The organism is Sphingobacterium sp. UBA7249, assembly GCF_002472835.1.
GTDB classification, from domain to species: Bacteria; Bacteroidota; Bacteroidia; order Sphingobacteriales; family Sphingobacteriaceae; genus Sphingobacterium; species Sphingobacterium prati.
This window is the reverse complement of the sequence record NZ_DKST01000012.1, coordinates 261591-282870: the sequence shown is the minus strand read 5'-3', so window position 1 is coordinate 282870 and position 21280 is coordinate 261591. Positions and strand designations below refer to the sequence as shown.

The following is a 21280-nucleotide window of genomic DNA, read 5'->3' as shown; positions in this document are numbered from 1 at the left end:
GTGCAAAGATAGGGAGATTACCAACAAACTTCCAAGCCTTTTGTTTTATTTTCTTTCAATATACCCTTAACTGCCTGTGAACTTGACCGATTCTTTTTGCAGGACAGTTCCAACAGACCTTTAAACACAGGAACGAGCAGCAGAAAAGGCTATCGGATGCTGTTTTTATAGAATTTACAATGGAACATTGCAGGGAAACATGATTCCATCGGCTATCGCTATGATATAACGGAAGGAAAAGTCGCGGCCCGTGGCCAATAGGAATCCAGATGTAAAAGAGCTCCGAAAGTAACCCGACCATAGAGAACGAATGCAGGGAGATGAACGGAGCAAATGGAAGCAGGATTAATATAAGTATCTATATAAGGTTAACTTAGGTTTTGTTTACTAGCGTATTACTATCTTAATATAGGACTTATCCATATGAAAAATCAGATCTGATATGATCAAAGAAATAGACAGTCCCGTCCCCAGGACCGTCTATTTCTTCCGCTTGGCAGTTAGATGAATGAATAATAACAAGGCTTTAATAGGTGCCAGTCAAGGGCAACAATGAATTCCCACTGCTAAACTAAGGCAATATTGTTGTCACCGATAGACAATAAGTACTTTTAAAAAAGGGGACGGCCCTGCTCCAGTCCAAAGACGGGTTGGTTTCAGAAATCAGAAAACTTAAAAAAATAATGGGGATAGTTCTGCTAAAACGAGGTAAAAGTTTTGTATTTGTAGTTTTCGAGCCTTTTCTCAAAAACTACAAATACAAATTAAAATGGCCTACCCGTAGCCGGATCAAGCAATGATAAAAAGACTACCTATAAGTTTTGTTTATTTTGAACAACAGGGTGTCGCATGTTATAATTACTATCAAACCTAAGAAGAAAACGCATTAAGCCCTGTGATATCCTGGCCAGTAATCAATAAATGAATATCGTGAGTTCCTTCATATGTAATAACCGACTCAAGATTCATCATATGTCGCATAATTGGAAAATCTCCTACAATGCCCATTCCTCCCAAAATCTGTCGGGATTCACGCGCAATCTGTAAAGCCATATGCACATTATTCCTTTTGGCCATCGAAATCTGTTGCGGAGTTGCCTTACCCTCGTTTTTCAAGACACCCAATCGCCACGACAATAACTGCGCTTTTGTAATTTCTGTCAGAAATTCGGCTAATTTCTTCTGTTGCAATTGGAATCCACCAATTGGTCGGTCAAATTGCTCCCGTTCTAAGGCATATTGAACAGCAGTCTCGTAACAGTCAATCGCTGCGCCTATGACGCCCCAAGATATTCCATACCGTGCAGAATTCAAACAAGATAGCGGCCCACGCATCGAGTTTACCTCAGGCAATACATTTTCCGCAGGAATAAAAACATCATGAAAAACCAACTCACCAGTTTTAGAGGCTCTTAAAGACCACTTATGTAATGTTTCCGGTGTTTCGAAACCGTCCATTCCGCGCTCAACAATTACTCCCCGTACTTTTCCAGCCTCATCGCGTGCCCAAACCACAGCCAGATCGCATATCGGCGAATTTGTGATCCACATCTTTGCTCCATTTAATAGAAAACCACCGTTCTTGGCAGTCAGCCGTGTCTCCATACCTCCCGGATCAGAACCGTGATTCGGTTCGGTCAAACCAAATGACCCAATAAGCTCACCCGAAGCAAGTCGCGGCAGATACTTACGTCGTTGCTCCTCACTACCATAAGTGTATATTGGATACATCACCAAAGAAGATTGCACCGAAGCAGCCGAACGGACAGCGGAATCACCAGCCTCCAATTCTTGCATGATCAAACCATAGGAAATCTGATCCAATCCGGCACCACCATATTCTACTGGGATATAGGGTCCTAAAGCCCCTATTGCACCAAGCTTAGGCATCAACCCCGCTATTGCCTGATGTGCCTGTGCCGCATCTTCTATGACAGGTTTTATTTCTGCCCGGACAAAATCACGAACAGCACGACGAACAAGCTTGTTCTCCTCAGATAAAAGGTCATCTACTTGAAAATAATCAACATTTATTTGTTTCATGATCGTATAGTCTACATTAGCTTATACCTAAGATAGTAAAATATTTTCAAACTGAACAATATTCATTCACAACTTGTATAACAGAATTTTATTCCTTATATTTAACGTAATACACGAATAAAATAAACCATTATGATAAAAAAGGAACTTAAAATACTCGGCATAGCTACCCAGAATTCAGGCTCGTCAACAGGCCAGAACTGGCTTTCTGGTGGTGAAGCATTCGAGTCCCTATCTCCAGTCGACGGAAAACTCATTGCAAAAGTATCAGGGAGCAGCCAAAAAGCCTATGAAACGATTATCCTTACAGCAGAAAATACATTCAAAGAATGGCGGCTCATTCCCGCACCAAAACGAGGTGATATTATTCGCCAATTAGGAGACAAGTTACGTGAACTCAAGCCGACTCTGGGAAAGTTAGTCTCCTATGAAATGGGTAAATCTTACCAGGAAGGAATGGGGGAAGTACAAGAAATGATAGACATTTGTGATTTTGCCCTTGGTTTATCCAGACAGCTTTACGGAAATACGATCCATTCCGAACGTCCAGGCCACCGCATGTATGACCAATATCATCCGCTGGGCGTCGTCGGGATTATTACAGCATTTAATTTTCCCGTTGCTGTATGGGCATGGAATACAGCTATCGCTTTGGTTTGCGGAAACACAGTCGTATGGAAACCAAGTGAGAAAACACCGTTATGTGCGATCGCCTGTCAGAAAATATTAGCTGATATACTCCACAATAACGGATTACCAGAAGGTATCTCCAATCTAATCATGGGCGACAAAGAAGTCGGTGAATGGCTTGCTGCTGATAACCGAATCGCTTTAATTTCAGCAACAGGATCGACACGAATGGGAAAAGAGGTCGCTGTTACTGTTGCGCAGCGTTTAGGCAAAACGCTGCTGGAACTCGGCGGTAACAACGCAATTATTGTTACTCCCGATGCCGATCTCAATATGACAATTATCGGCGCCGTATTTGGTGCCGTAGGTACCGCGGGACAACGCTGCACCAGCACGCGACGCCTTATTATCCACGAAAGTATATACGACAAAGTAAAGAAACAACTGACGAAAGCTTATGGACAATTAAAAATTGGCGACCCTTTGGACACAAAAAATCATGTAGGACCATTGATCGACAAAGCCGCCGTAAAATCATACTTAAACGCACTGGACAAAATTAAAACACAAGGGGGAAAACTTCTTATCAAAGGAAAAGTACTGGAAGGTAAAGGTTATGAAAGCGGCTGCTATGTACAGCCCGTTATTGCGGAAGTTGAAAATCACTATGAGATCGTACAGCATGAAACCTTCGCCCCTATCTTATACTTAATAAAATATCAGGGCAACATAAGCGATGCGATTGCCCTGCAAAATGGCGTTACCCAAGGACTATCCTCGGCCGTCATGACAACCAATCTGAGAGAAGCCGAACTATTTCTCAGTGCTGCCGGATCGGATTGTGGCATAGCCAACGTCAATATCGGTACCTCAGGGGCAGAAATTGGCGGTGCTTTCGGCGGAGAAAAAGATACTGGAGGAGGTAGAGAATCCGGCTCCGATGCATGGAAAGCATATATGCGTCGCCAGACGAATACCATTAATTATACAACAGACTTACCATTAGCACAGGGTATAAAATTCGATTTATAAACCATTCAGATTCGAAATTATGAGCAACGTACATGAAAGACTAAGTAAACATATATTGGCAGATGGATTTCCATTGGTCATGGACATGGAAAAATCACACGGCTCTTATATTGTCGATGAAAATGGGGATGAATATTTGGATATGTTTAGCATGTTTGCCTCCATGGCTATTGGTTATAACCATCCTCATTTAATTAAACATCGCGATTTTCTCGGCACAATGGCGGTCAACAAACCGGCGATGTCGGATATCTATCCAAAAGAATTCGCAGATTTTGTGGATACCTTCGACCGTGTGGCCATACCCAAAGAACTTACTTACACATTCTTCATCTCGGGCGGAACATTAGCTGTGGAAAATGCCTTAAAAGCGGCTTTTGATTGGAAAACAAGACTTAATTTCGCACAAGGAATACAAAAAGAAGCCAGCCAGGTCATCCATTTCAAACAGGCCTTTCATGGTCGATCAGGCTATACGCTTTCCCTAACAAACACACAGGATCCCAGAAAGTACATGTATTTTCCAAAGTTTAACTGGCCGCGGATAATTAACCCTAAGCTTACCTACCCTTTAACTCCGGAGCGTATAAGCCAAACAGTAAACCTGGAAGAAAAAGCAATCGCGGAGATCAATCAGGCTATTCAAAACAATCCCAATGATATTGCATGCATTATTATTGAACCCATACAAGGTGAGGGCGGCGACAATCACTTCCGGAAAGAATTCTTTCAACAACTGCGTCAGATCTGTGATGACAATGAAGTGCTGCTCGTCTTTGACGAAGTGCAGACAGGCCTGGGTATTACCGGAAAAATGTGGGCTTATCAACATTACGGCGTTATACCTGATGTCCTGGCTTTTGGCAAAAAGGCCCAAGTCTGTGGGATATTGGCGAATAAGGAAAAATTTGATCAGGTCGAGCATCATGTATTCAAAGAATCCAGCCGAATCAACTCAACCTTCGGCGGAGATTTTATTGACATGTTGCGTTTCAAATTAATTTTGGAAGTCATCGAGCAGGAAAATCTATTAGCGAATGCCGCTGAAAAAGGAACTTACCTAAAGAGCAAACTACAGGAAGTTATGAAAGACAAACCGCAGCTCAGTAACTTAAGAGGAGAAGGCTTACTTGTTGCCCTGGATTTTGATACCGCAGATTCCCGTAACGAATTTATCAAACGGGCTTATGCCAATAAATTAATTATGTTAGGCTGCGGCGAGAAAAGCATCCGCTTCAGACCACATCTGAATGTCAGTACGGAAGATATCGACAAAACGATAGCGATCATTGAAAACAGCCTATAAGACAAAATGCAGTATTGTCAGCAGTTTCATCCTTGACAATACTGCATTTCAAACAGAATAATTATATCCGTTATCTTTTGCAAACATTAGGACGATCTATATCGACCAATTCTGAAATCCCATATTCATCAAAAAGATCCAATAGAGCATCTGTCCCCTCCTCCAATTTATAATCCATCTCTTCTTTATAGACTGGAATCATTGCATAGAAATTAATGATCTTCCCATCTTTTGTTGTAAGTTCTAAAAATTCCTCATCAAAACTCAACATCGGAGGCAATAAAAGCATACAGCCAAAGCTGGTATTTGCAATCTCTTCCGCCTCCATCCCGTTAGGAATAGTATGTCCGTAACCTAACCAGGTTTTATACTCATGTGGAAACCGCGCTAGCCTTTTTAAAAAATAAACTGGCCAATAATTATTATCATCCTGAAACTCTTCATCTCCTATCTTCCAATCCGCGGGAAGTACCACCATCAATTCGGCTCGCTCATAAGCCTCCTTATCGTCTATCTCTTCTGGAACATTCATTGGTAGGTCACTCATACCGGATGTTACCAAGATATTGTACGGATAATTTGCGCTAGGTTTAATCCAATGCACATCAATATGCACCAACTCAGATATAATTTCGTGAAAAACCAAATCTGGCTCAGCGATATATTTTGCTAAATGCTCTTCTATCTCTTCCAAATAAACACATTGTACCTCGGGAAATAGGTCTTTTGGATCTTTTTCCTCAGGTTGATTTTCATAACGATATACAGTCGAACCCCCGGCGGTAATTTCAACATCTTTCTTTTCAGTGGAAGATTCGTCCTCTTCGCCACTCATGATTTTTTTGACTTTATCCCAAAATGACATACTATGCGAATAAATGTTTAAATTTTCAGTTTACAGTTTGTATTTTATTTATTCAATAACAGCAACTATGGGTTGCCGAAATCTTGTTTTGACCGGCTGCCCCTTCACTAGGGCCGGCATCCATTGCGGAGATCTCCGCATTGCTGCTAGTACAGCTTTAGCAAATTCAGGACTTATCTTTTCTGGATTCTCGATTTCGATATTACAAATCGCGCCATCCTCACAAACGATAAAATTGAGAATAGCCATTTGCTTGGAGCCATATTTTACATAGGCAATGCTATCCATAGCAACTGCTGTACGCGTTAGATCGAGGTTATTTTGCAAGAACTTCGACCATGCCGTTATCCCGCCCTTAAAATAAGGAAAATTATCCACATTTTGAATTAAGCTATCTGCTGGAATGTTACGAACAACACCAGTCTGCGCCTTTGAAGTCAAACAAACGATAAAAAATAGGACTGATAAAACAGTAATGTTAAAATTTGGTGAATACATACCTGATCCTATCCATAATCATACCATTTAACGCATATTTGCAACAACTTATTGCTTTACGTTCATCAGTTTAATGTAGCGGCATTTGGACATTGGTGATCAAATTGCCTTGATCATCCAACAAAAAGCTGATTGGATGTTCTGGATTTTTAATAATTTCAAATAAGGTCAACCCCCAAGGTTTCCAGAAGTTTTCCAATACCTGCCCATACGTCTTGTTCTGCCAATGATCAAATATTGGTTTCATCGACATATCTGCTAAAGGCATTGGTTCAACATAAACTTTCTGCGGTGTATTTAAATATGTATAATCGGGTAAACGATTAAATAAATAGGCTGAATAGAAATAGCGGGCACATAATTCTTCAAACTGTATCGGATGCAGTTTCTTCCCTTCAATAGCCTTCAATATTTCCTCATGGTAAATATTGTTTGTGGCGTTATCCTGAAGGCAGGCGACAACAGCGAAGTCTTTCATTCGAATAGAAAAAATCAGGGTATTGATTTCATCACGATACATGAAGGTATCCGGCGCATTTTCCACGGGCACAACAACGAGGGAAAATGGGAATGTATTTTCAAATTCCATTGGAACAACCAACGACTGCAACATGGCATGCAGGTTGGTAAAACGCTGCGCCAAAGCCTGTGAAAAATTCATATCCTCACCTGAGGCTTTCTGTTGGCGGATTCCAGCAAGAATTTCGTTATAAACAACCCCATAGATGATCTTTGTCATCCATTGAAAGAGTAGCAAGGGGTCTAATTGTCGGACCGCTTCATAGCCTTGCTCAAATGACTGCTCAACGGCAAGTTCCATCTGCTCTATTGCTTCAGCCGCATGAATGGAACATGGAAGTTTCAAGGACTTATAGGTTACGAGATTCTCATCCAACATTTTGAAAGGCTTATCCTCCAATTGAAAAGATTTCATCATCCAGACAGGAAAGACCTGAATGCTCTCTTCTTCAGACTGAAGTTGATTGCCCGTTAAAAAACAAATAGCAGGATCAAACTGAAATTGTTTGAATGGATTATACAAAGTTGTTGCCATAATGCCAGCAAAGTTAATACAAATCAAAAACGACACAAGAAAAGCAAAACCTTATTACGATATGGTGACTTGTTTTATTAAAGTTATTTTATTTTCAGAAATTTTTGAAAATTCAAAAACTATATATAAATTTGATTAAGAAATAAAAATGAAGATGGAACTACAAGAAGCAAAACAGCAATTTATAGATACTTGGGGAGCGTTGGGTTCCGAATGGGGAATCAACAAATCCGTTGCTCAGGTACATGCGTTACTCCTTTCTGCGAGCAACCCCATGTCTACAGACGAAATCATGGAAAAGCTTGTTATCTCGAGAGGTAATGCCAACATGAGTATCCGTCAATTAATCGACTATGGAATTGTTTACAAAAAACATATTGCGGGAGACCGAAAGGAATATTTTCTTGCTGAAAAAGACGTATTAAAATGGGCAATGAAAATTGCGGTTATGCGCAAACAAAAAGAACTTGATCCCGTCATGGAAATTCTCAGAGAAATCAGCAAAAATACTGAGAAAGATAAAACGCCGGAAGGCAAGGAGTTTCATAAGACGGTAAAAGATATTCAGGTATTGACCGATCAACTTGAAACTATCGCAAATAAACTATTCAATACCAGTGGCGGAGATTTATTGCTAAAATTGATCAAACTAATGATATAACACGATGAACTTTAATATCCTTGCTTACGCGATATATGGCTTACTGACCTGTTATGTTATCCTTTGGGTAGGCCGTTTGTTTCACAAAAACGGTCGGGTTTTTATTCTTTCGCTGTTTAAGAACAACGTTGCACTAACAGACACGACAAACAACTTATTGCTTACGGGATATTACTTGCTCAATATTGGTTATGCCATTATCCAATTCAGTTACTGGAAACAAATCCAAACATGCGAAGCAATGGTTAGCAGTATTGCGTTAAAAACAGGATTGTTATTATTCGTCCTTGTTATCATGCATTACTTCAATATGTTCGGTATTTATTTCTTCGCCAAAAAGACAAATTCATTCACCATTAAATCTTAATATCATGGGAAATCTAACAGTTATCGGGTATTTCATTTATCTACCCATTGTAATCGCACTGACCTATTATGTTGCGTATGTGCTTTTCAAAAATAGCATCGTGTACATGAATGATATTTTTGCAGGGCGACTGGAAGTCGCGAATGCGACAAATAATCTTTTCCGTATCGGTTTTTATTTGCTGAACCTAGGGTTTGCGCTTTACATCCTCGAAATAAGCTTATATAAACCAAGTGTACAAGAACTTATAGAACGCCTCAGTTATAAAATCGGTGGATTCAGCATTTATCTAGGTATCATGCTTTTCTTAAATATGTTTTTATTCTTTCGGGGCAAAAGAATCGCAAAACAAAGAAGAAATATTCCAACAACAATCGACTAGTAAAACCGATCGCTAAAAATGATGTTATCATGCCTAAAATAGTTATTGCAGGTGGAACAGGTTTTGTCGGACAATATCTTTCCAAAAGATTCCAAATAATGGGATATCAGGTAATCCTCATTGGTAGACAGAAAGAAAATATACCATGGACCGATACGGATGGTATTTCCGCCGCACTTGAAAATGCTGAAATACTGATCAATCTCGCCGGAAAATCCGTCAATTGTCGTTACAATGCCAGCAACAAAGCGCAGATATTTTCTTCAAGAACAGAAACCACAAGCATTTTAGGTAAGGCAATTGAAAATTGCAGCCATCCTCCCATCCTTTGGTTAAATGCGAGTACCGCAACAATCTACCGTCATGCGGAGGATCGACCAATGAGCGAAAGCAGCGGTGAGATTGGGACGGGATTTTCTGTCGAGGTCGCAAAGAAATGGGAGAAGACATTTTTCGATTTCCACTTACCCCATACCAGACAGGTTGCTCTTCGGATGGCTATTGTCCTCGGAACCGATGGTGGAGTGATAAAGCCCTTTAAAAATCTTGTTCGCTTCGGTTTAGGAGGTATACAAGGGAATGGTAAGCAATATTTTAGCTGGATACATATTGAAGACCTCTTCCAGACTATATTATTTATACAAAAACATCGCGAAATAGATGGCATCATAAATTGTGCAGCCCCTAATCCGATTACGAATAAAATCTTTATGGAGACTTTTCGAAGCATCATGCATCGAAAAATTGGTCTGCCCTCACCGAAATGGTTATTAGAAATAGGTGCATTATTGATTGGGACGGAAACTGAACTGCTCTTGAAAAGTCGTTGGGTGGTACCGGAAAAATTAGAAAATAATGGATTTGAATTTAAATTTCCGACGATTTCAACTGCTTTAGGAGACATTTTAGCAGAAAAATAAACATATCCAGTGTTCAATGTGGGATAGCTAAACTATCCCACATTGACTTTAAAGTTTTCAAATACAAGAGGAGCATTTACGATGGCGCCCTCACTATTTTTAATGCCCTTAAATTCCGAAGTCTTCCCTTTTTCCAACAGATTCTTCATTTCCTTTTCCTCTAGAAAAATACCGTTCAATGTTCGCCAGATCTTAAAATCACAACCGCGGGCATAGTGATCACATTGTGCCACCCGATCATAGAGCAGGATTAAGCCCTTCTCACATTTAGGACATTTGATTTTTCCCTTTTGTTGTGGTTTGACTTCCTCTTGCGCCAATGAAATACGCAATGTCAATAACTCTTTGGTAATTTTCGCCGTATAATCCTTAATATGTTTCATAAAAACATCATAAGAAACCTTATTAGCCCGCATTTCTTCCAACTTCTGCTCCCATTTTCCCGTCAGCGTTACTTTAGCGATCGAGCGATCTTTGACGAGGTTATATACAGCGAGACCTTTTTCTGTTGGAATCAATTTTTTCTTATCCCGTTTGATATATTCCCGTTGAAAAAGCGTCTCTATCGTTGCCGCACGGGTAGCTGGTGTTCCCAGCCCACAGTCTTTCATCGCCTGACGCATTTCATCGTCCTCAATTTCTTTACCTGAAGTTTCCATTGCTTTTAAGAGCGAAGCTTCGGTATGAATCGGACGTGCTTTAGTAAAACGTTCGGCAAGTTCCAATGTCAGTATCTGTAATAATTCCTCAGCCAGCAATTTAGGTAACTGGGCATTTTCGTTATCTTGGTCGTCGTTGTTTTTATCCTCATCTGGAGCTTCTATCTGCTCGGCAGAAAGACGCCAACCGTATTGTTTGATGACCGTTCCCTTTGCGATCAGCTCTACTCCCTGTGCATCTATCGTGACCGTAGTGATATCCTTGATACAGACTTCAGAGAAACTCTCCACCATACGCTTGGCAATCATGTTGTAAATATTTTGCTGTTCTTTCAACATGTGGCCGGGCTTCTCATCAGTAACCAGCAGCGCATGGTGATCGGTTACTTTTTTATCGTCAACAGAACGCTTATTGAGCTTTGCCCCGATTAAATTCTTCGCAATGGAAGCAATAGATTCCTCCGCATGATCCGAGAGATGCTGAAAAAGTTCTTCAATTTGTTCGAAGACATCTTCGCCGATATAACGGGATCCCGTACGTGGGTAGGTAATGACCTTTTTCTCGTAAAGTGTCTGTGCAATACCCAGGGTTTGGTCGGCCGAATAGCCGTATTTTTTGTTTGCATCCTGTTGCAGGGAAGTCAAGTCAAACAATAAAGGAGGTTGCTCCTTTGTCTCTTTAGCTTCAACTTTAGCAACGCGGGCATTTGTTCCAACAGTCAATCGGGCAATGGTCTGTTCAGCAACATCTTTTTTATCTATTTTGTTTGAAGTGGCTTTAAAGCTAATATTATCTTTTTCAAAGCCCGCCTGAATTTTATAAAATGCCTGTGGTTTAAAATCTTTATTTTCCAGGTAACGCGAGCAGATCATTGCCAAGGTGGGTGTCTGAACTCTACCCAAAGAAAGAAGCCCCTTATTGCCTGCCGCCAAAGTAATTGCCTGCGTAGCGTTGATGCCGATCAGCCAATCCGATTCCGATCTCGATCGGGCAGACATATATAAACTATCGTATTCAGTGCCTTCTTTTAAATTGGCAAAGCCTTCTTTGATAGCTTTGTCCGTCTGACTCGAAATCCACAAACGTTTAAACGGCACCTTTGATCCCAAAAAGTAATAGATATTGCGAAAGATTAATTCTCCTTCACGCCCCGCATCCGTTGCCACAATAATTTCTTCTGCCTGCTCTAATAGTGATTTTATCGTGTTAAGCTGTTTGACCGCACCAGTGTCATCCATCTGCTTTCCATCGCGCTTCACTTTCTTTGATTCCAGTTTAAAATTTACGGGTATGATAGGAAGGTTTGAAATGGTCCAGCTATTGTAACCGTAAGCCTGAGGCGTACATAATTGAACCAAATGTCCAAATGCATAGGTAAAAGCATAGCCGTTCCCGGCAATATAGCCATCTTTGATTTCTTTTGCTCCCATCACACGGGCTAAATCACGTGCCACAGAGGGCTTTTCAGCTATTACAACTTTCATTTTAACGTATTGAATTTTGAGTATTGAGATTTGAGACTTTACCTATAAAAGCTCCTGTCTTATCAAGTACTTTCATTTTTACTTTGAATAGATAGCTCACAAAATTAAGCATGATCTTTATAACTTCGTTAAGCAAGACTAGCTAACAAAATAAATCGTTCACAAACTTATTCAATACTAGGAATTGTTATTCCCTTAATTTTACGATAAAGCTCGATAGCATACACATCGGTCATACCCGAGACAAAATCCAGTACACAGCGTATTTTAGAATACGAATCCTGTTTGTCGGTATAAAACTGTTCCGGAATCAAAGCAACTAACTTTTTATCGTAATTATTTTTGTTCTTTTTGAGATATGCAGGTACAAACTCCTTTAACAAGGCATCCATCACACGATAACCGGCAATCTCAATCTGGACTACCGTTGGTGCATTATAAATCTTCGCAATGGATATTTTTGAGATTTTGTTCATTTGCTTTACAATATTGTCATCCAGCGCATCCATTAATGCGGATGAAAAAGTCCCAGATAAAAATTGCTCTTGTTCACGAACAAATACATCAACGCAACCCTTGATCAGGGTGTTGATCGCCTTAGCCCGCAATAGTGCCACGCGACTCGGCGTATCCAGCAATCCATCCAGTCGGTCGCGGAGATTTTCGGAACCACATAACGGCAACAAAAGCTCTTCTACTTCTTGGTAGGATAATATTTTCAGATGATGTGCATCCTCTAAATCAATAATATTGTAACAGATATCGTCAGCAGCCTCAACTAAGTATACCAAAGGGTGCCTTAAATAGCCTTTGGGATTTGAAGGATCCTTTAACAACCCCAGTTCGTTCGCAATTTTTTCAAATGCTTTTTGCTCTTCTGTAAAGAACCCATATTTTTTGCGGTGATGACTTTTTTTGACATGACCATCTATCGCTAAACAAGGGTATTTCACAATGGATGCCAATGAAGTATAGGTCAAGGCAAATCCTTTTGGATCTTTTCCCTGAAAAGCATGCGTCAAAATCCGCAAAGCATTGGCATTACCTTCGAAATGAGTCAGATCTGCCCATTCTTCGGCAGTTACTTGTTCCTGATATTTTCGCCCGTCGCCGTCGGTAAAGTAGGTCGATATCGCAGATTCCCCTGAATGTCCAAATGCAGGGTTTCCCAGATCATGAGACAGACAGGCTGCAGAAATAATATTTCCAACTTCCTGTAGAAATGGATATTCAGTATCTATATTGGGATTTTCTTCCTTTAACTGCGCATAGAACATACGGCCAAGTGAACGTCCTACGCTCGCTACTTCTAGGCTATGTGTGAGCCTATTGTGTACAAACACGGCCCCTGGAAGTGGAAAAACCTGCGTTTTATTCTGTAATCTTCGAAATGGGGAAGAAAAGATCAATCGATCATAGTCCCGTTGAAATTCAGATCGAGCCACAAGGTAGCTGTCAGCTGTTCTATCTTCATAACCCCAGCGTTTTGCAGAAAGCAAATCTTTCCAGTTCATTTTTTCAGACATAACGCAAATATACCATTTCTTCAATAATTGGTCTGAACCAAATCTCAAAATGATAAATTTTACAAGCAGGTGTTGTCTATGCTATTTTTATAAAGGTTATATTCTGTATCTTTAGCATTCAATACCAATAGGAACAATCATGACTAAATACCAATCACTCATTCCAAAACATTTTGAAAGCGTTATTGAGGGCAAAAACACCCATTTACTTTTATTAAAAAATGAGGGCGGTATGCAAGTGCTCCTAACTGATTATGGTGCACGCATTGTCAGTATCTTAGTCCCAGATAACAAAGGCGACCTCGTTGATGTGGCGCTCGGCTTTGATTCTATCCAGAGCTATTTGGAATCAGACGAAAAATACCATGGCTGTACTGCAGGCCGTTTTGCAAACCGTATCGCAAATGGCAAATTTGAAATAAATGGGAAACAGTTCACACTCCCGCAAAACAATGGCAAGAATTGTCTGCATGGTGGAATCTCAGGCTTCCATGATAAAGTTTGGGACCGCAGAGTCACGTACCAGTCTCATGTAGAATTTTACTATGTTTCTAAAGATGGAGAGGAGGGATTTCCAGGAAACTTAAAGACAATGGTTTCTTACACCCTAACGAGAAACAACGAAATCATTATCAAATACCACGCACAATCAGATGCTGACACGCATATCAATTTGACGAATCACACCTATTTCAATCTTGATGGAGAAGGAAGCGGGGATGTATTGCAACAAGTGCTTCAAATAAATTCGGATGAAGTACTGTTTGTAGACGAAAATCAGGTCCCCAATGCGATCGTACCTGTAGAAGGTACCCCATTTGACTTTAGGACCCCCAAAAAGATCGTTCAGGATATCACGGAAAATGATGAGCAGCTGACTGCCGCCAAAGGCTATGACCATTGTTACGTTAATAATAAGCCCATCTCCCAGCCCTGTGCAACGGTTTATTCAAAAAACACCGGAATTCAACTGGATGTATTCACGACCGAACCTGGGGTACAACTTTATACTGCGAACTGGATGACAGGGAATGACGTAGGCAAAAGAGGTAATAAATATCTACCCTATGCCGGATTCTGTCTTGAAACACAACATTTTCCCGATAGCCCCAATCAAATGGAATTTCCCACGACATTACTAAAAGCTGGTGAATCCTTTGATTCAGAAACACACTTTAAGTTTTCTATAAAAAAATAAAAAAGAGCTGTGATAAAGATATCACAGCTCTTTTTTTTATAATATGTCCTAGACAACATATTGTTGCTATTTTTCTCAGTGTCAAAAATAAAACCGCCCCTATTTCACTAATTCTTCCAAAGCTTTTTCTACTTTTTCAAATCCGAAAGTCGCTTTTACCTGCTCAAACATCCGTTGAATCTGATCGTTACAAAGGTTTCCGATACTACCTTCATGTGTATGGTTAACCTCTTTGGATGGTCTGAAACGCCCTTCATCTATATCAATTCCGATAGTCCGATAAGCCTCACGGAAAGGTATGCCCTTCAGCACCTCATTGTTTACCACCTCAACCGAAAACAGGTAATCATATTTTGGATCATCAAGAATATTGTCTTTTACGGAAATATTTTCCAACATAAAGGTTGCTATCTCCAGACATTCATTAAGTGACTTAAATGCTGGGAATAAATTCTCCTTAAGCAACTGGAGATCCCTATGGTAACCGGAAGGAAGATTCGTTGTCATTAAGGCGATTTCATTTGGCAACGCCTGAATTTTATTGCAACGGGAACGGATCAGTTCAAAAACATCCGGATTCTTCTTATGCGGCATAATGCTAGACCCTGTTGTCAGATGTGCAGGAAAGGATATAAAGCCAAAATTCTGATTGATATATAAGCACACATCCATAGCAAACTTTGCTAATGTGGCTGCGATTGAGCTCATCCCTTGCGCTAAAATCCGTTCGGTCTTACCTCTACCCATCTGCGCATAAACCACGTTATAGTTCAAATCTTCAAAGCCCAGCAGCTGCGTTGTCATCGTTCTATTCAACGGAAAAGAAGAACCATAACCTGCTGCTGAACCCAGCGGATTTTTATTACAGACCTTCCATGCCGCTTTCATCATTTCCAAATCATCGACCAAACTTTCCGCATAGGCGCCAAACCATAAACCGAAAGATGAGGGCATTGCAATCTGAAGATGTGTATACCCCGGGATCAGAATATGCTTATAACGCTCACTAAGTTGAATCAATACATTAAAAAAAGCCTCCGTATTCTGGATAATGTATTGAATTTCTGTGCGGAAATACAATTTTAAATCCACAAGTACTTGATCGTTGCGGGAGCGGCCTGAATGGATTTTTTTACCGGCCTCCCCGATACGTTGTGTGAGTAGCATCTCTACCTGTGAGTGAACATCTTCTACCGAATCTTCAATCTGAAAATCTCCCGCCAAAATTTCTCTATAGATATTTTTCAATTCCTTCTGTACCAAGGCAAGATCATCATCAGTCATGAGATTGATACTATTCAGCATTCGTGTATGCGCCAGGGAGCCCAATACATCCGCCGCAGCAAGCTGCAAGTCCATCACACGGTCATTGCCTACTGTAAACGATTCTACAAACGAATCAACATCTATATTTTTTTGCCAGATTTTCATTAATATATTTTTGTTTTATGATAACGAAAGTATGATGAGCCAATTATTCATCTCGATTTTATGAATTGTCAAAGCTCATAATAATTTCTTCATTAATTTATATTTATAAGTTATCTACTCTTTAAAAACATTACTATGCCCAGCAACGATTAAGCTGCTATAGCCCTACACCACTATACACGACTGTTTTTCCACCTGAAGCTATCATAGGCTCTATCGAGATTATAAAATGATCGAGTGATAAGAATATACATTTAATTATTAACATGACAAAAATACCAATTGCAAATGGTTATATCAATGCCAAGCTATTTTAGGACCAAGAATCTTAACAGAAAAGGTAAAAAGTAAAATTTTTGACACGAAAAAAAACGTGTTACAAAAAAAAACGAATGTTAAAAGTTTGTTAAATCGCAATAAACACATTTAATAAGTAACCACTCACTTTATTTTTAAAAGTTATTTTGTCAGTTTTTTAAGTATTACTATGTTTGTAGTGTAAGGGAGATGAAAAAATAAAAGCAGGTAAGGTTAGTAAATACTTACCACTTTAAATACACCGAATTTAAAACCAAATATGATAGACCCCAACGTCTTAAAACTTGAAAGAAATTACCTAACCAATTGTGAATCGAAATTTAAAGGCACGTCAAACCAAGATGTGCCTTTTTTCTTATGCATAACGTCGAGTAGTCTAGACCCATGCATGTGATTCTTGCCTAAAATACTTATCTTTGTGTATCATATTGAGAATATTCAACATAAAACGTATACGATGGGAACAGAAAGCAAGAGACAGCAACGTTTTGCTGGGGTCATTCAACAGGATCTAGCAGCATTATTTCAACGAGATGGCAATTCATGGGCTCCAGGGGCATTCATTACGGTTACACGTGTTCGAGTTACTCCTGATCTGGCTATCGCACGAGTTTATTTAAGCTTTCTAAATACAAAGACCGCACAGGAGGATATTAAAGCAATACGCACCAAAACATCCGAGATACGTTACAAGTTAGGAGCAAAAATTAAAAACCAGGTAAAAATTGTCCCACAGCTTGAATTTTTCCTGGATGACACGAATGAGTATGTAGAGCACATGGACAAATTGTTTGAGGAAATAAGCAAAGAGCCCCGTCAACCAGAAGAATAATGCAAGTTAAATTGGCTTATCGGATCAATGGTGTTTGAATTGGATAGCAAAAAGCTGGAATTTCCACATCCGAGCTACGCAGAAGAAGATGGCCTATTGGCAATCGGTGGTGATCTATCGGCAGACCGCCTACTCTTGGCTTATAGCAATGGTATTTTCCCATGGTTTAGTGATGATACGCCGATATTATGGTATGCACCTCATCCACGCTTCGTCATTTATCCATCCAAAATTAAAGTTAGTAAAAGTATGGCCGCCTGTATCCGGAAAAACACGTTTTCGATTTCGGTAGACCGCAGCTTTAATACAGTCATCCAAAACTGCTCCGCTATCAATAGAAAGGATCAAGATGGAACATGGATCACAGAAGACATGATCCAGGCTTATACAGCACTGCATGAAATCGGCTATGCACATTCAGTGGAAGTATGGCAAGACGGATTACTTGTAGGTGGGCTTTATGGGATGCTGATTAATGGTGTATTCTGCGGTGAAAGCATGTTTTCCAAAGTACCCAATGCTTCCAAAGCTGCACTGATTTATCTCGCACAAGAAATAGAGCTACGGTTGATAGACTGCCAATTTCATACCCCACATCTGGAGAGCATGGGTGGTGAATACCTTTCCTTAACTGATTATTTAGCAATACTAACAAAAGACCCAAGATATGAACAGTCCATATAGTAAATATTTTGACATTGATGAAGCGACAACTTACTTGACTACCCCCGGCTCAGGCCTACTTTCACGTGAAACAAAGCAATGGCGTCAGCAACGCGATCAAGAATTCCATGAGTCCAACACAACGCTACGCGAGCAACAGGGCGCCATGTTGGATTCTTGTAGAAATACACTTGGACAGTTCTTCAATTGCCCCGGGACCAATGTATTTTTGTCAAGCTGCTTTTCTTTTGCATTCAATGCATTATTAGCTGGTCTTCCCAAACATTATAAGGTGCTGCTTTTGGACAATGATTATCCCTCGGTAAATTTCCCAACAATAATAAGTGGGTTTGAGCATAGCTTTGTCAATATGGACGAACAGCTTGAAGCGAATATTCTGGATGCCATAGCAACTTTTAAACCCAACGTACTTATTCTATCCATTGTTCAGTACATTTCCGGTTTAAAAATAGACCTTTCTTTTATACAGGAATTAAAAAACCTGCATCCTAACTTGTTGATTATAGGCGACGGTACCCAGTTTTTAGGAACTGACCTTTTTGACTTTAGTAATGCCGGATTTGACGCTGTGTTAAGCAGCGGCTATAAATGGTTAATGGCCGGCTTCGGAAATGGTTTTATTCTCCTCAGCGATCAACTTAAAGAACTTCTCTATGCTGATATCCAGAAAAACTATAGCTACCTCAACAATCAGTGGATGAATAAATCTGTGGTACAGTTATGTTTTGAACCGGGACACCTGGACACCTTAGCTCACGGCACCTTACAACAGGCATTACTGCAGTTTGAGAAATGGGACTATGCAGCGACAGTTTCCTATACACAGGATCTGGTTGGACATACCCGAGTCGAACTGTCCAATAGAAGGCTACTCCTAGATAGCGTTAGGAATAGACGTCCGCAAAGTAATATCTTCAATATACAGATCAATCCCAACAATTTTCAACTCCTGTTAGACGAGGGTATAAAATGTTTTCCCCGTGGTTCGGGTATCCGAATTGGATTCCATCTCTACAATGACCATGCGGATCTTGAAAAACTATTACATATTATAGATACAAAAGTAAAATAACCATGAAATTTAGAATAGGCGACTTAGTCAGGTTTGTGGATGAGCCCATTGAGGGACATATCACTTCCATGCAAGCCAACAATATTGTAGGAGTAACGGATGAAACAGGATTTGAAATTCCTGTTCCTATGGACAAAATAACGCTCGTTTTTGGAAATATGCGCCGAGCAGATGACGAGCTTGATCAGCATGCCGCCCCATTGACTCCGCATCGGTTTATCGATAAAGGAATTTTACTGGCCATCTCCGGAGATCATAAAGATGGATTGGCTAAATTACACATCGTCAATGAGACAAGTTATGAACTCCTGGTATCGGTTTCCGAAGCCACAGCGAATAAAGTGAAAGGGCTTTTTAGCAATAAAATACCACCGCATGACTCGATCCAGTTTTATACGGGAAACTTTGCCAATGTCGGAAAATGGCCGACATTCCGTTTTCAAATCATTAGGCATAGCAGCAGTTTGCAAGAATTGACCAATCCGATCAATAAAGAACAGCGTGTACGTCCTGTAGACCTGACCAATCCAAAGGTACTGCATGAAATTTTGGATGAAAAAATTTGGTCTTATGAGTTGGATAAAATTGAAGAGGACCTAGGGCTAGATAAACTAAAATCACATTTTATACCGCATCGCCCAAACAAAAAATAAGCTAGATCAGGTATCTAGCTTATTTTTTGCACAAGACTCGTTTTCATATCCACTACTCGCTTGTCGATACAACTTTCTTCGTGCTCAATAGCAACAGCAGGATACCAATTAAATAGACAATCCATCCCCAGCGCATGTGCAGCGATTTGGATAGCAATTTGTCAGCGAATCCCCAACCAAAATAGCTGTTGATTTTAAACCATACAGCAGCAATACTTAAAAGATACCAGCATGCGGCCAATCTGGTCATCCATTGATAGGCGCGTACCGCACGAACAAAAAATAACAATGCTGTTATTCCCAGAATCAGCATGGTAATAAAAAATAGATAGGCGTCCACCTGATAGAGATTCCAGTTTCCCTTAATGGGAACCTTTAAAAATGGTGTCATACTGGACAAAAAACAAATGATTAGTCCAACAATGGCAAAATACTTCCTGATGATGACCATGGTTCAAATTACTTTAAAATTGATACGAATATAAGTTGAATATCGCCACATATATAACTTGTATTTCATTTTTTGGAAATTTGTTCTAATTTTAAAACGAAATTCTCGTATAGCGTTCTGGACAAATAACAATAATCCAAAAGATTATTTGAAATTGAATCAAATTGATCACTTCAAAATTGGGTTATAAAAGGTATTTAAAAGAATCATTACTTGAAAATTGATTTTAATTTTAAGCCATATATTGGAACATGAAAAGAGAGTCTGAAGAAATTGCTACAGAGCAAACAACACAGCCGAAGAAAAAGAAAAATGTCTATATCATCGTTGGTATCGTCCTTCTAGCTATAGTGGCTGCTGGCGGATATTATAATTATTCACAGAAACAGGCTCTCGACACCTTAGCGGTCGACAGTACGGCCACTGCTCTTGCGAGCTTAGACGGTGCTGACCCAAAGGATCTCGAAGATGCCGATGGCTGGTCTAGTCTAGACGAATATCGTTATTGGAACAATGCGATATTCACGATACCAGAATATGATAATATTCCTTTACGCTACCGCAGGGGCATTACGAAAATCTTTATGGGAAATAATTATCTGGAACCTTCAGGTGATAAACCCATCTATAAATTTACCCGTATAAAGGACCGTGCAAAATCAGTATTCTGTTACGGTAATTTTACTGATCGTCGTGATGCGGACAAGTGGAATAAAGAAATGGCTTTTTTAGTGGAAAAAAATGACTATCAAAGTAGTGCCATCTGGATTATATCAGCAAAAGGAGATATTCTATTCTGGAAAGAGTATTCTAGTGAACTCCCTTTGATCAATAGCTTTAAAAAGGGACAAAAGATCTTTATGGATGAGATGAAATTAGTGCCCGCCCCAGCTGACGGGATTATTATCAAAAACAAAAGTTCTAAATATGCTTTGATTTACAATAAAGGAACAAAGACTTTTGACAACTATTATCAATATACTGACAGTGAAATTCAGGAAGCGACCACTACTGAAGAAGTTCCTTATGTGGAAGAACTTGAAGATATCACTGTAGACTCAGCACAAACAAATACAAGCAATAATGAATAGTTTGATACCTTCAAGAAGTGGAAATTTTCATCACATAGCTGTGTGATGAAAATCATTCAATTTCATAGCAATATTTAAAATACTAAAAATCAACAACTTAATCTAAAAATACAGCTATTTAA

General features: G+C 39.7%; 20 protein-coding genes. 12 read left to right on the top strand and 8 right to left on the bottom strand.

The genetic code is table 11. The features are described from left to right. Positions 1–870: 870 nt before the first annotated feature. Positions 871–2043, bottom strand: a complete 1173-nt coding sequence (locus B4A24_RS09100) for an acyl-CoA dehydrogenase family protein (protein ID WP_293944456.1) — start codon at positions 2041–2043, stop codon at positions 871–873. A gap of 132 nt (positions 2044–2175) precedes the next feature. On the opposite strand from B4A24_RS09100, the gene B4A24_RS09095 reads away from it, so the two are divergent. Further along, on the top strand, positions 2176–3705 hold the full coding sequence (locus tag B4A24_RS09095) for an aldehyde dehydrogenase family protein (protein ID WP_293944455.1): 1530 nt from the start codon (positions 2176–2178) through the stop codon (positions 3703–3705). A 19-nt stretch (positions 3706–3724) separates the two neighbouring features. Further along, positions 3725–5011 carry an L-lysine 6-transaminase gene (gene lat, locus B4A24_RS09090; protein ID WP_293944454.1) on the top strand — a complete coding sequence of 429 codons (1287 nt, stop codon included), beginning with the start codon at positions 3725–3727 and terminating at the stop codon, positions 5009–5011. 70 nt (positions 5012–5081) lie between these two features. On the opposite strand, the gene B4A24_RS09085 is transcribed toward lat, so the two are convergent. The 3 genes from B4A24_RS09085 to B4A24_RS09075 form a co-directional block, all read right to left on the bottom strand. Then, positions 5082–5846 (bottom strand): suppressor of fused domain protein, encoded by a 765-nt coding sequence (locus B4A24_RS09085; RefSeq protein ID WP_293944452.1) that lies wholly within the window; start codon positions 5844–5846, stop codon positions 5082–5084. A gap of 78 nt (positions 5847–5924) precedes the next feature. Then, positions 5925–6317 carry an energy transducer TonB gene (locus tag B4A24_RS09080; protein ID WP_293944450.1) on the bottom strand — a complete coding sequence of 131 codons (393 nt, stop codon included), beginning with the start codon at positions 6315–6317 and terminating at the stop codon, positions 5925–5927. Positions 6318–6444: 127 nt separating this feature from the next. Continuing rightward, complete coding sequence (locus tag B4A24_RS09075; RefSeq protein ID WP_293944448.1) at positions 6445–7428, bottom strand: hypothetical protein; 984 nt, start codon at positions 7426–7428, stop codon at positions 6445–6447. Positions 7429–7582: 154 nt separating this feature from the next. Here B4A24_RS09075 and B4A24_RS09070 point away from each other — a divergent pair, with 154 nt between their 5' ends. Genes B4A24_RS09070 through B4A24_RS09055 form a run of 4 tightly spaced genes read left to right on the top strand, consistent with a single transcriptional unit; the run spans position 7583 to position 9758 of the window. Continuing rightward, positions 7583–8089, top strand: a complete 507-nt coding sequence (locus B4A24_RS09070) for a GbsR/MarR family transcriptional regulator (RefSeq protein WP_293944446.1) — start codon at positions 7583–7585, stop codon at positions 8087–8089. Between the two features lie 4 nt (positions 8090–8093). Beyond that, positions 8094–8456: a hypothetical protein gene (locus B4A24_RS09065; RefSeq protein ID WP_293944444.1), complete on the top strand. Its 363-nt coding sequence runs from the start codon at positions 8094–8096 to the stop codon at positions 8454–8456. Positions 8457–8460: 4 nt separating this feature from the next. Next, positions 8461–8838 carry a hypothetical protein gene (locus tag B4A24_RS09060; RefSeq protein WP_293944442.1) on the top strand — a complete coding sequence of 126 codons (378 nt, stop codon included), beginning with the start codon at positions 8461–8463 and terminating at the stop codon, positions 8836–8838. Positions 8839–8867: 29 nt separating this feature from the next. After that, the gene (locus tag B4A24_RS09055; protein WP_293944440.1) at positions 8868–9758 is read left to right on the top strand and encodes a TIGR01777 family oxidoreductase; all 891 of its coding nucleotides are present in this window, start codon (positions 8868–8870) and stop codon (positions 9756–9758) included. Between the two features lie 32 nt (positions 9759–9790). Here the strand turns inward: B4A24_RS09055 and B4A24_RS09050 are convergent, their stop codons facing one another. Then, positions 9791–11902: a type IA DNA topoisomerase gene (locus tag B4A24_RS09050; protein WP_293944439.1), complete on the bottom strand. Its 2112-nt coding sequence runs from the start codon at positions 11900–11902 to the stop codon at positions 9791–9793. 167 nt (positions 11903–12069) lie between these two features. Continuing rightward, on the bottom strand, positions 12070–13428 hold the full coding sequence (locus B4A24_RS09045; protein ID WP_172392226.1) for a deoxyguanosinetriphosphate triphosphohydrolase: 1359 nt from the start codon (positions 13426–13428) through the stop codon (positions 12070–12072). A 139-nt stretch (positions 13429–13567) separates the two neighbouring features. Here B4A24_RS09045 and B4A24_RS09040 point away from each other — a divergent pair, with 139 nt between their 5' ends. Continuing rightward, positions 13568–14626: an aldose epimerase family protein gene (locus B4A24_RS09040; RefSeq protein ID WP_172392227.1), complete on the top strand. Its 1059-nt coding sequence runs from the start codon at positions 13568–13570 to the stop codon at positions 14624–14626. Positions 14627–14725: 99 nt separating this feature from the next. Here the strand turns inward: B4A24_RS09040 and argH are convergent, their stop codons facing one another. Then, positions 14726–16057: an argininosuccinate lyase gene (gene argH / locus B4A24_RS09035; protein ID WP_293944438.1), complete on the bottom strand. Its 1332-nt coding sequence runs from the start codon at positions 16055–16057 to the stop codon at positions 14726–14728. A gap of 775 nt (positions 16058–16832) precedes the next feature. Here argH and rbfA point away from each other — a divergent pair. Genes rbfA through B4A24_RS09015 form a run of 4 tightly spaced genes read left to right on the top strand, consistent with a single transcriptional unit; the run spans position 16833 to position 19616 of the window. Further along, positions 16833–17207, top strand: a complete 375-nt coding sequence (gene rbfA, locus B4A24_RS09030; protein WP_293944437.1) for a 30S ribosome-binding factor RbfA — start codon at positions 16833–16835, stop codon at positions 17205–17207. A gap of 27 nt (positions 17208–17234) precedes the next feature. Then, the gene (gene aat, locus B4A24_RS09025) at positions 17235–17891 is read left to right on the top strand and encodes a leucyl/phenylalanyl-tRNA--protein transferase (protein ID WP_293944436.1); all 657 of its coding nucleotides are present in this window, start codon (positions 17235–17237) and stop codon (positions 17889–17891) included. After that, positions 17875–18963 (top strand): aminotransferase class V-fold PLP-dependent enzyme, encoded by a 1089-nt coding sequence (locus B4A24_RS09020; protein WP_293944435.1) that lies wholly within the window; start codon positions 17875–17877, stop codon positions 18961–18963. The genes aat and B4A24_RS09020 overlap by 17 nt, the downstream gene beginning before the upstream one ends. Positions 18964–18965: 2 nt before the next feature. Further along, positions 18966–19616 (top strand): hypothetical protein, encoded by a 651-nt coding sequence (locus B4A24_RS09015; protein ID WP_293944434.1) that lies wholly within the window; start codon positions 18966–18968, stop codon positions 19614–19616. A 52-nt stretch (positions 19617–19668) separates the two neighbouring features. On the opposite strand, the gene B4A24_RS09010 is transcribed toward B4A24_RS09015, so the two are convergent. Beyond that, entirely contained in the window at positions 19669–20067 is a 399-nt protein-coding gene (locus B4A24_RS09010; protein WP_293944433.1) for a hypothetical protein, read from the bottom strand. Positions 20068–20318: 251 nt separating this feature from the next. Here B4A24_RS09010 and B4A24_RS09005 point away from each other — a divergent pair, with 251 nt between their 5' ends. Beyond that, entirely contained in the window at positions 20319–21158 is an 840-nt protein-coding gene (locus B4A24_RS09005; RefSeq protein WP_293944432.1) for a hypothetical protein, read from the top strand. Positions 21159–21280 lie beyond the last annotated feature (122 nt).

What these genes read in the sequence shown, in the direction of transcription:
- B4A24_RS09100 (WP_293944456.1), bottom strand. Translation starts at nt 2,043, where the DNA reads ATGAAACAAATAAATGTTGATTATTTTCAAGTAGATGACCTTTTATCT.
- B4A24_RS09095 (WP_293944455.1), top strand. Translation starts at nt 2,176, where the DNA reads ATGATAAAAAAGGAACTTAAAATACTCGGCATAGCTACCCAGAATTCA.
- lat (WP_293944454.1), top strand. Translation starts at nt 3,725, where the DNA reads ATGAGCAACGTACATGAAAGACTAAGTAAACATATATTGGCAGATGGA.
- B4A24_RS09085 (WP_293944452.1), bottom strand. Translation starts at nt 5,846, where the DNA reads ATGAGTGGCGAAGAGGACGAATCTTCCACTGAAAAGAAAGATGTTGAA.
- B4A24_RS09075 (WP_293944448.1), bottom strand. Translation starts at nt 7,428, where the DNA reads ATGGCAACAACTTTGTATAATCCATTCAAACAATTTCAGTTTGATCCT.
- B4A24_RS09070 (WP_293944446.1), top strand. Translation starts at nt 7,583, where the DNA reads ATGGAACTACAAGAAGCAAAACAGCAATTTATAGATACTTGGGGAGCG.
- B4A24_RS09065 (WP_293944444.1), top strand. Translation starts at nt 8,094, where the DNA reads ATGAACTTTAATATCCTTGCTTACGCGATATATGGCTTACTGACCTGT.
- B4A24_RS09060 (WP_293944442.1), top strand. Translation starts at nt 8,461, where the DNA reads ATGGGAAATCTAACAGTTATCGGGTATTTCATTTATCTACCCATTGTA.
- B4A24_RS09055 (WP_293944440.1), top strand. Translation starts at nt 8,868, where the DNA reads ATGCCTAAAATAGTTATTGCAGGTGGAACAGGTTTTGTCGGACAATAT.
- B4A24_RS09050 (WP_293944439.1), bottom strand. Translation starts at nt 11,902, where the DNA reads ATGAAAGTTGTAATAGCTGAAAAGCCCTCTGTGGCACGTGATTTAGCC.
- B4A24_RS09045 (WP_172392226.1), bottom strand. Translation starts at nt 13,428, where the DNA reads ATGTCTGAAAAAATGAACTGGAAAGATTTGCTTTCTGCAAAACGCTGG.
- B4A24_RS09040 (WP_172392227.1), top strand. Translation starts at nt 13,568, where the DNA reads ATGACTAAATACCAATCACTCATTCCAAAACATTTTGAAAGCGTTATT.
- argH (WP_293944438.1), bottom strand. Translation starts at nt 16,057, where the DNA reads ATGAAAATCTGGCAAAAAAATATAGATGTTGATTCGTTTGTAGAATCG.
- rbfA (WP_293944437.1), top strand. Translation starts at nt 16,833, where the DNA reads ATGGGAACAGAAAGCAAGAGACAGCAACGTTTTGCTGGGGTCATTCAA.
- aat (WP_293944436.1), top strand. Translation starts at nt 17,235, where the DNA reads ATGGTGTTTGAATTGGATAGCAAAAAGCTGGAATTTCCACATCCGAGC.
- B4A24_RS09020 (WP_293944435.1), top strand. Translation starts at nt 17,875, where the DNA reads ATGAACAGTCCATATAGTAAATATTTTGACATTGATGAAGCGACAACT.
- B4A24_RS09015 (WP_293944434.1), top strand. Translation starts at nt 18,966, where the DNA reads ATGAAATTTAGAATAGGCGACTTAGTCAGGTTTGTGGATGAGCCCATT.
- B4A24_RS09010 (WP_293944433.1), bottom strand. Translation starts at nt 20,067, where the DNA reads ATGGTCATCATCAGGAAGTATTTTGCCATTGTTGGACTAATCATTTGT.
- B4A24_RS09005 (WP_293944432.1), top strand. Translation starts at nt 20,319, where the DNA reads ATGAAAAGAGAGTCTGAAGAAATTGCTACAGAGCAAACAACACAGCCG.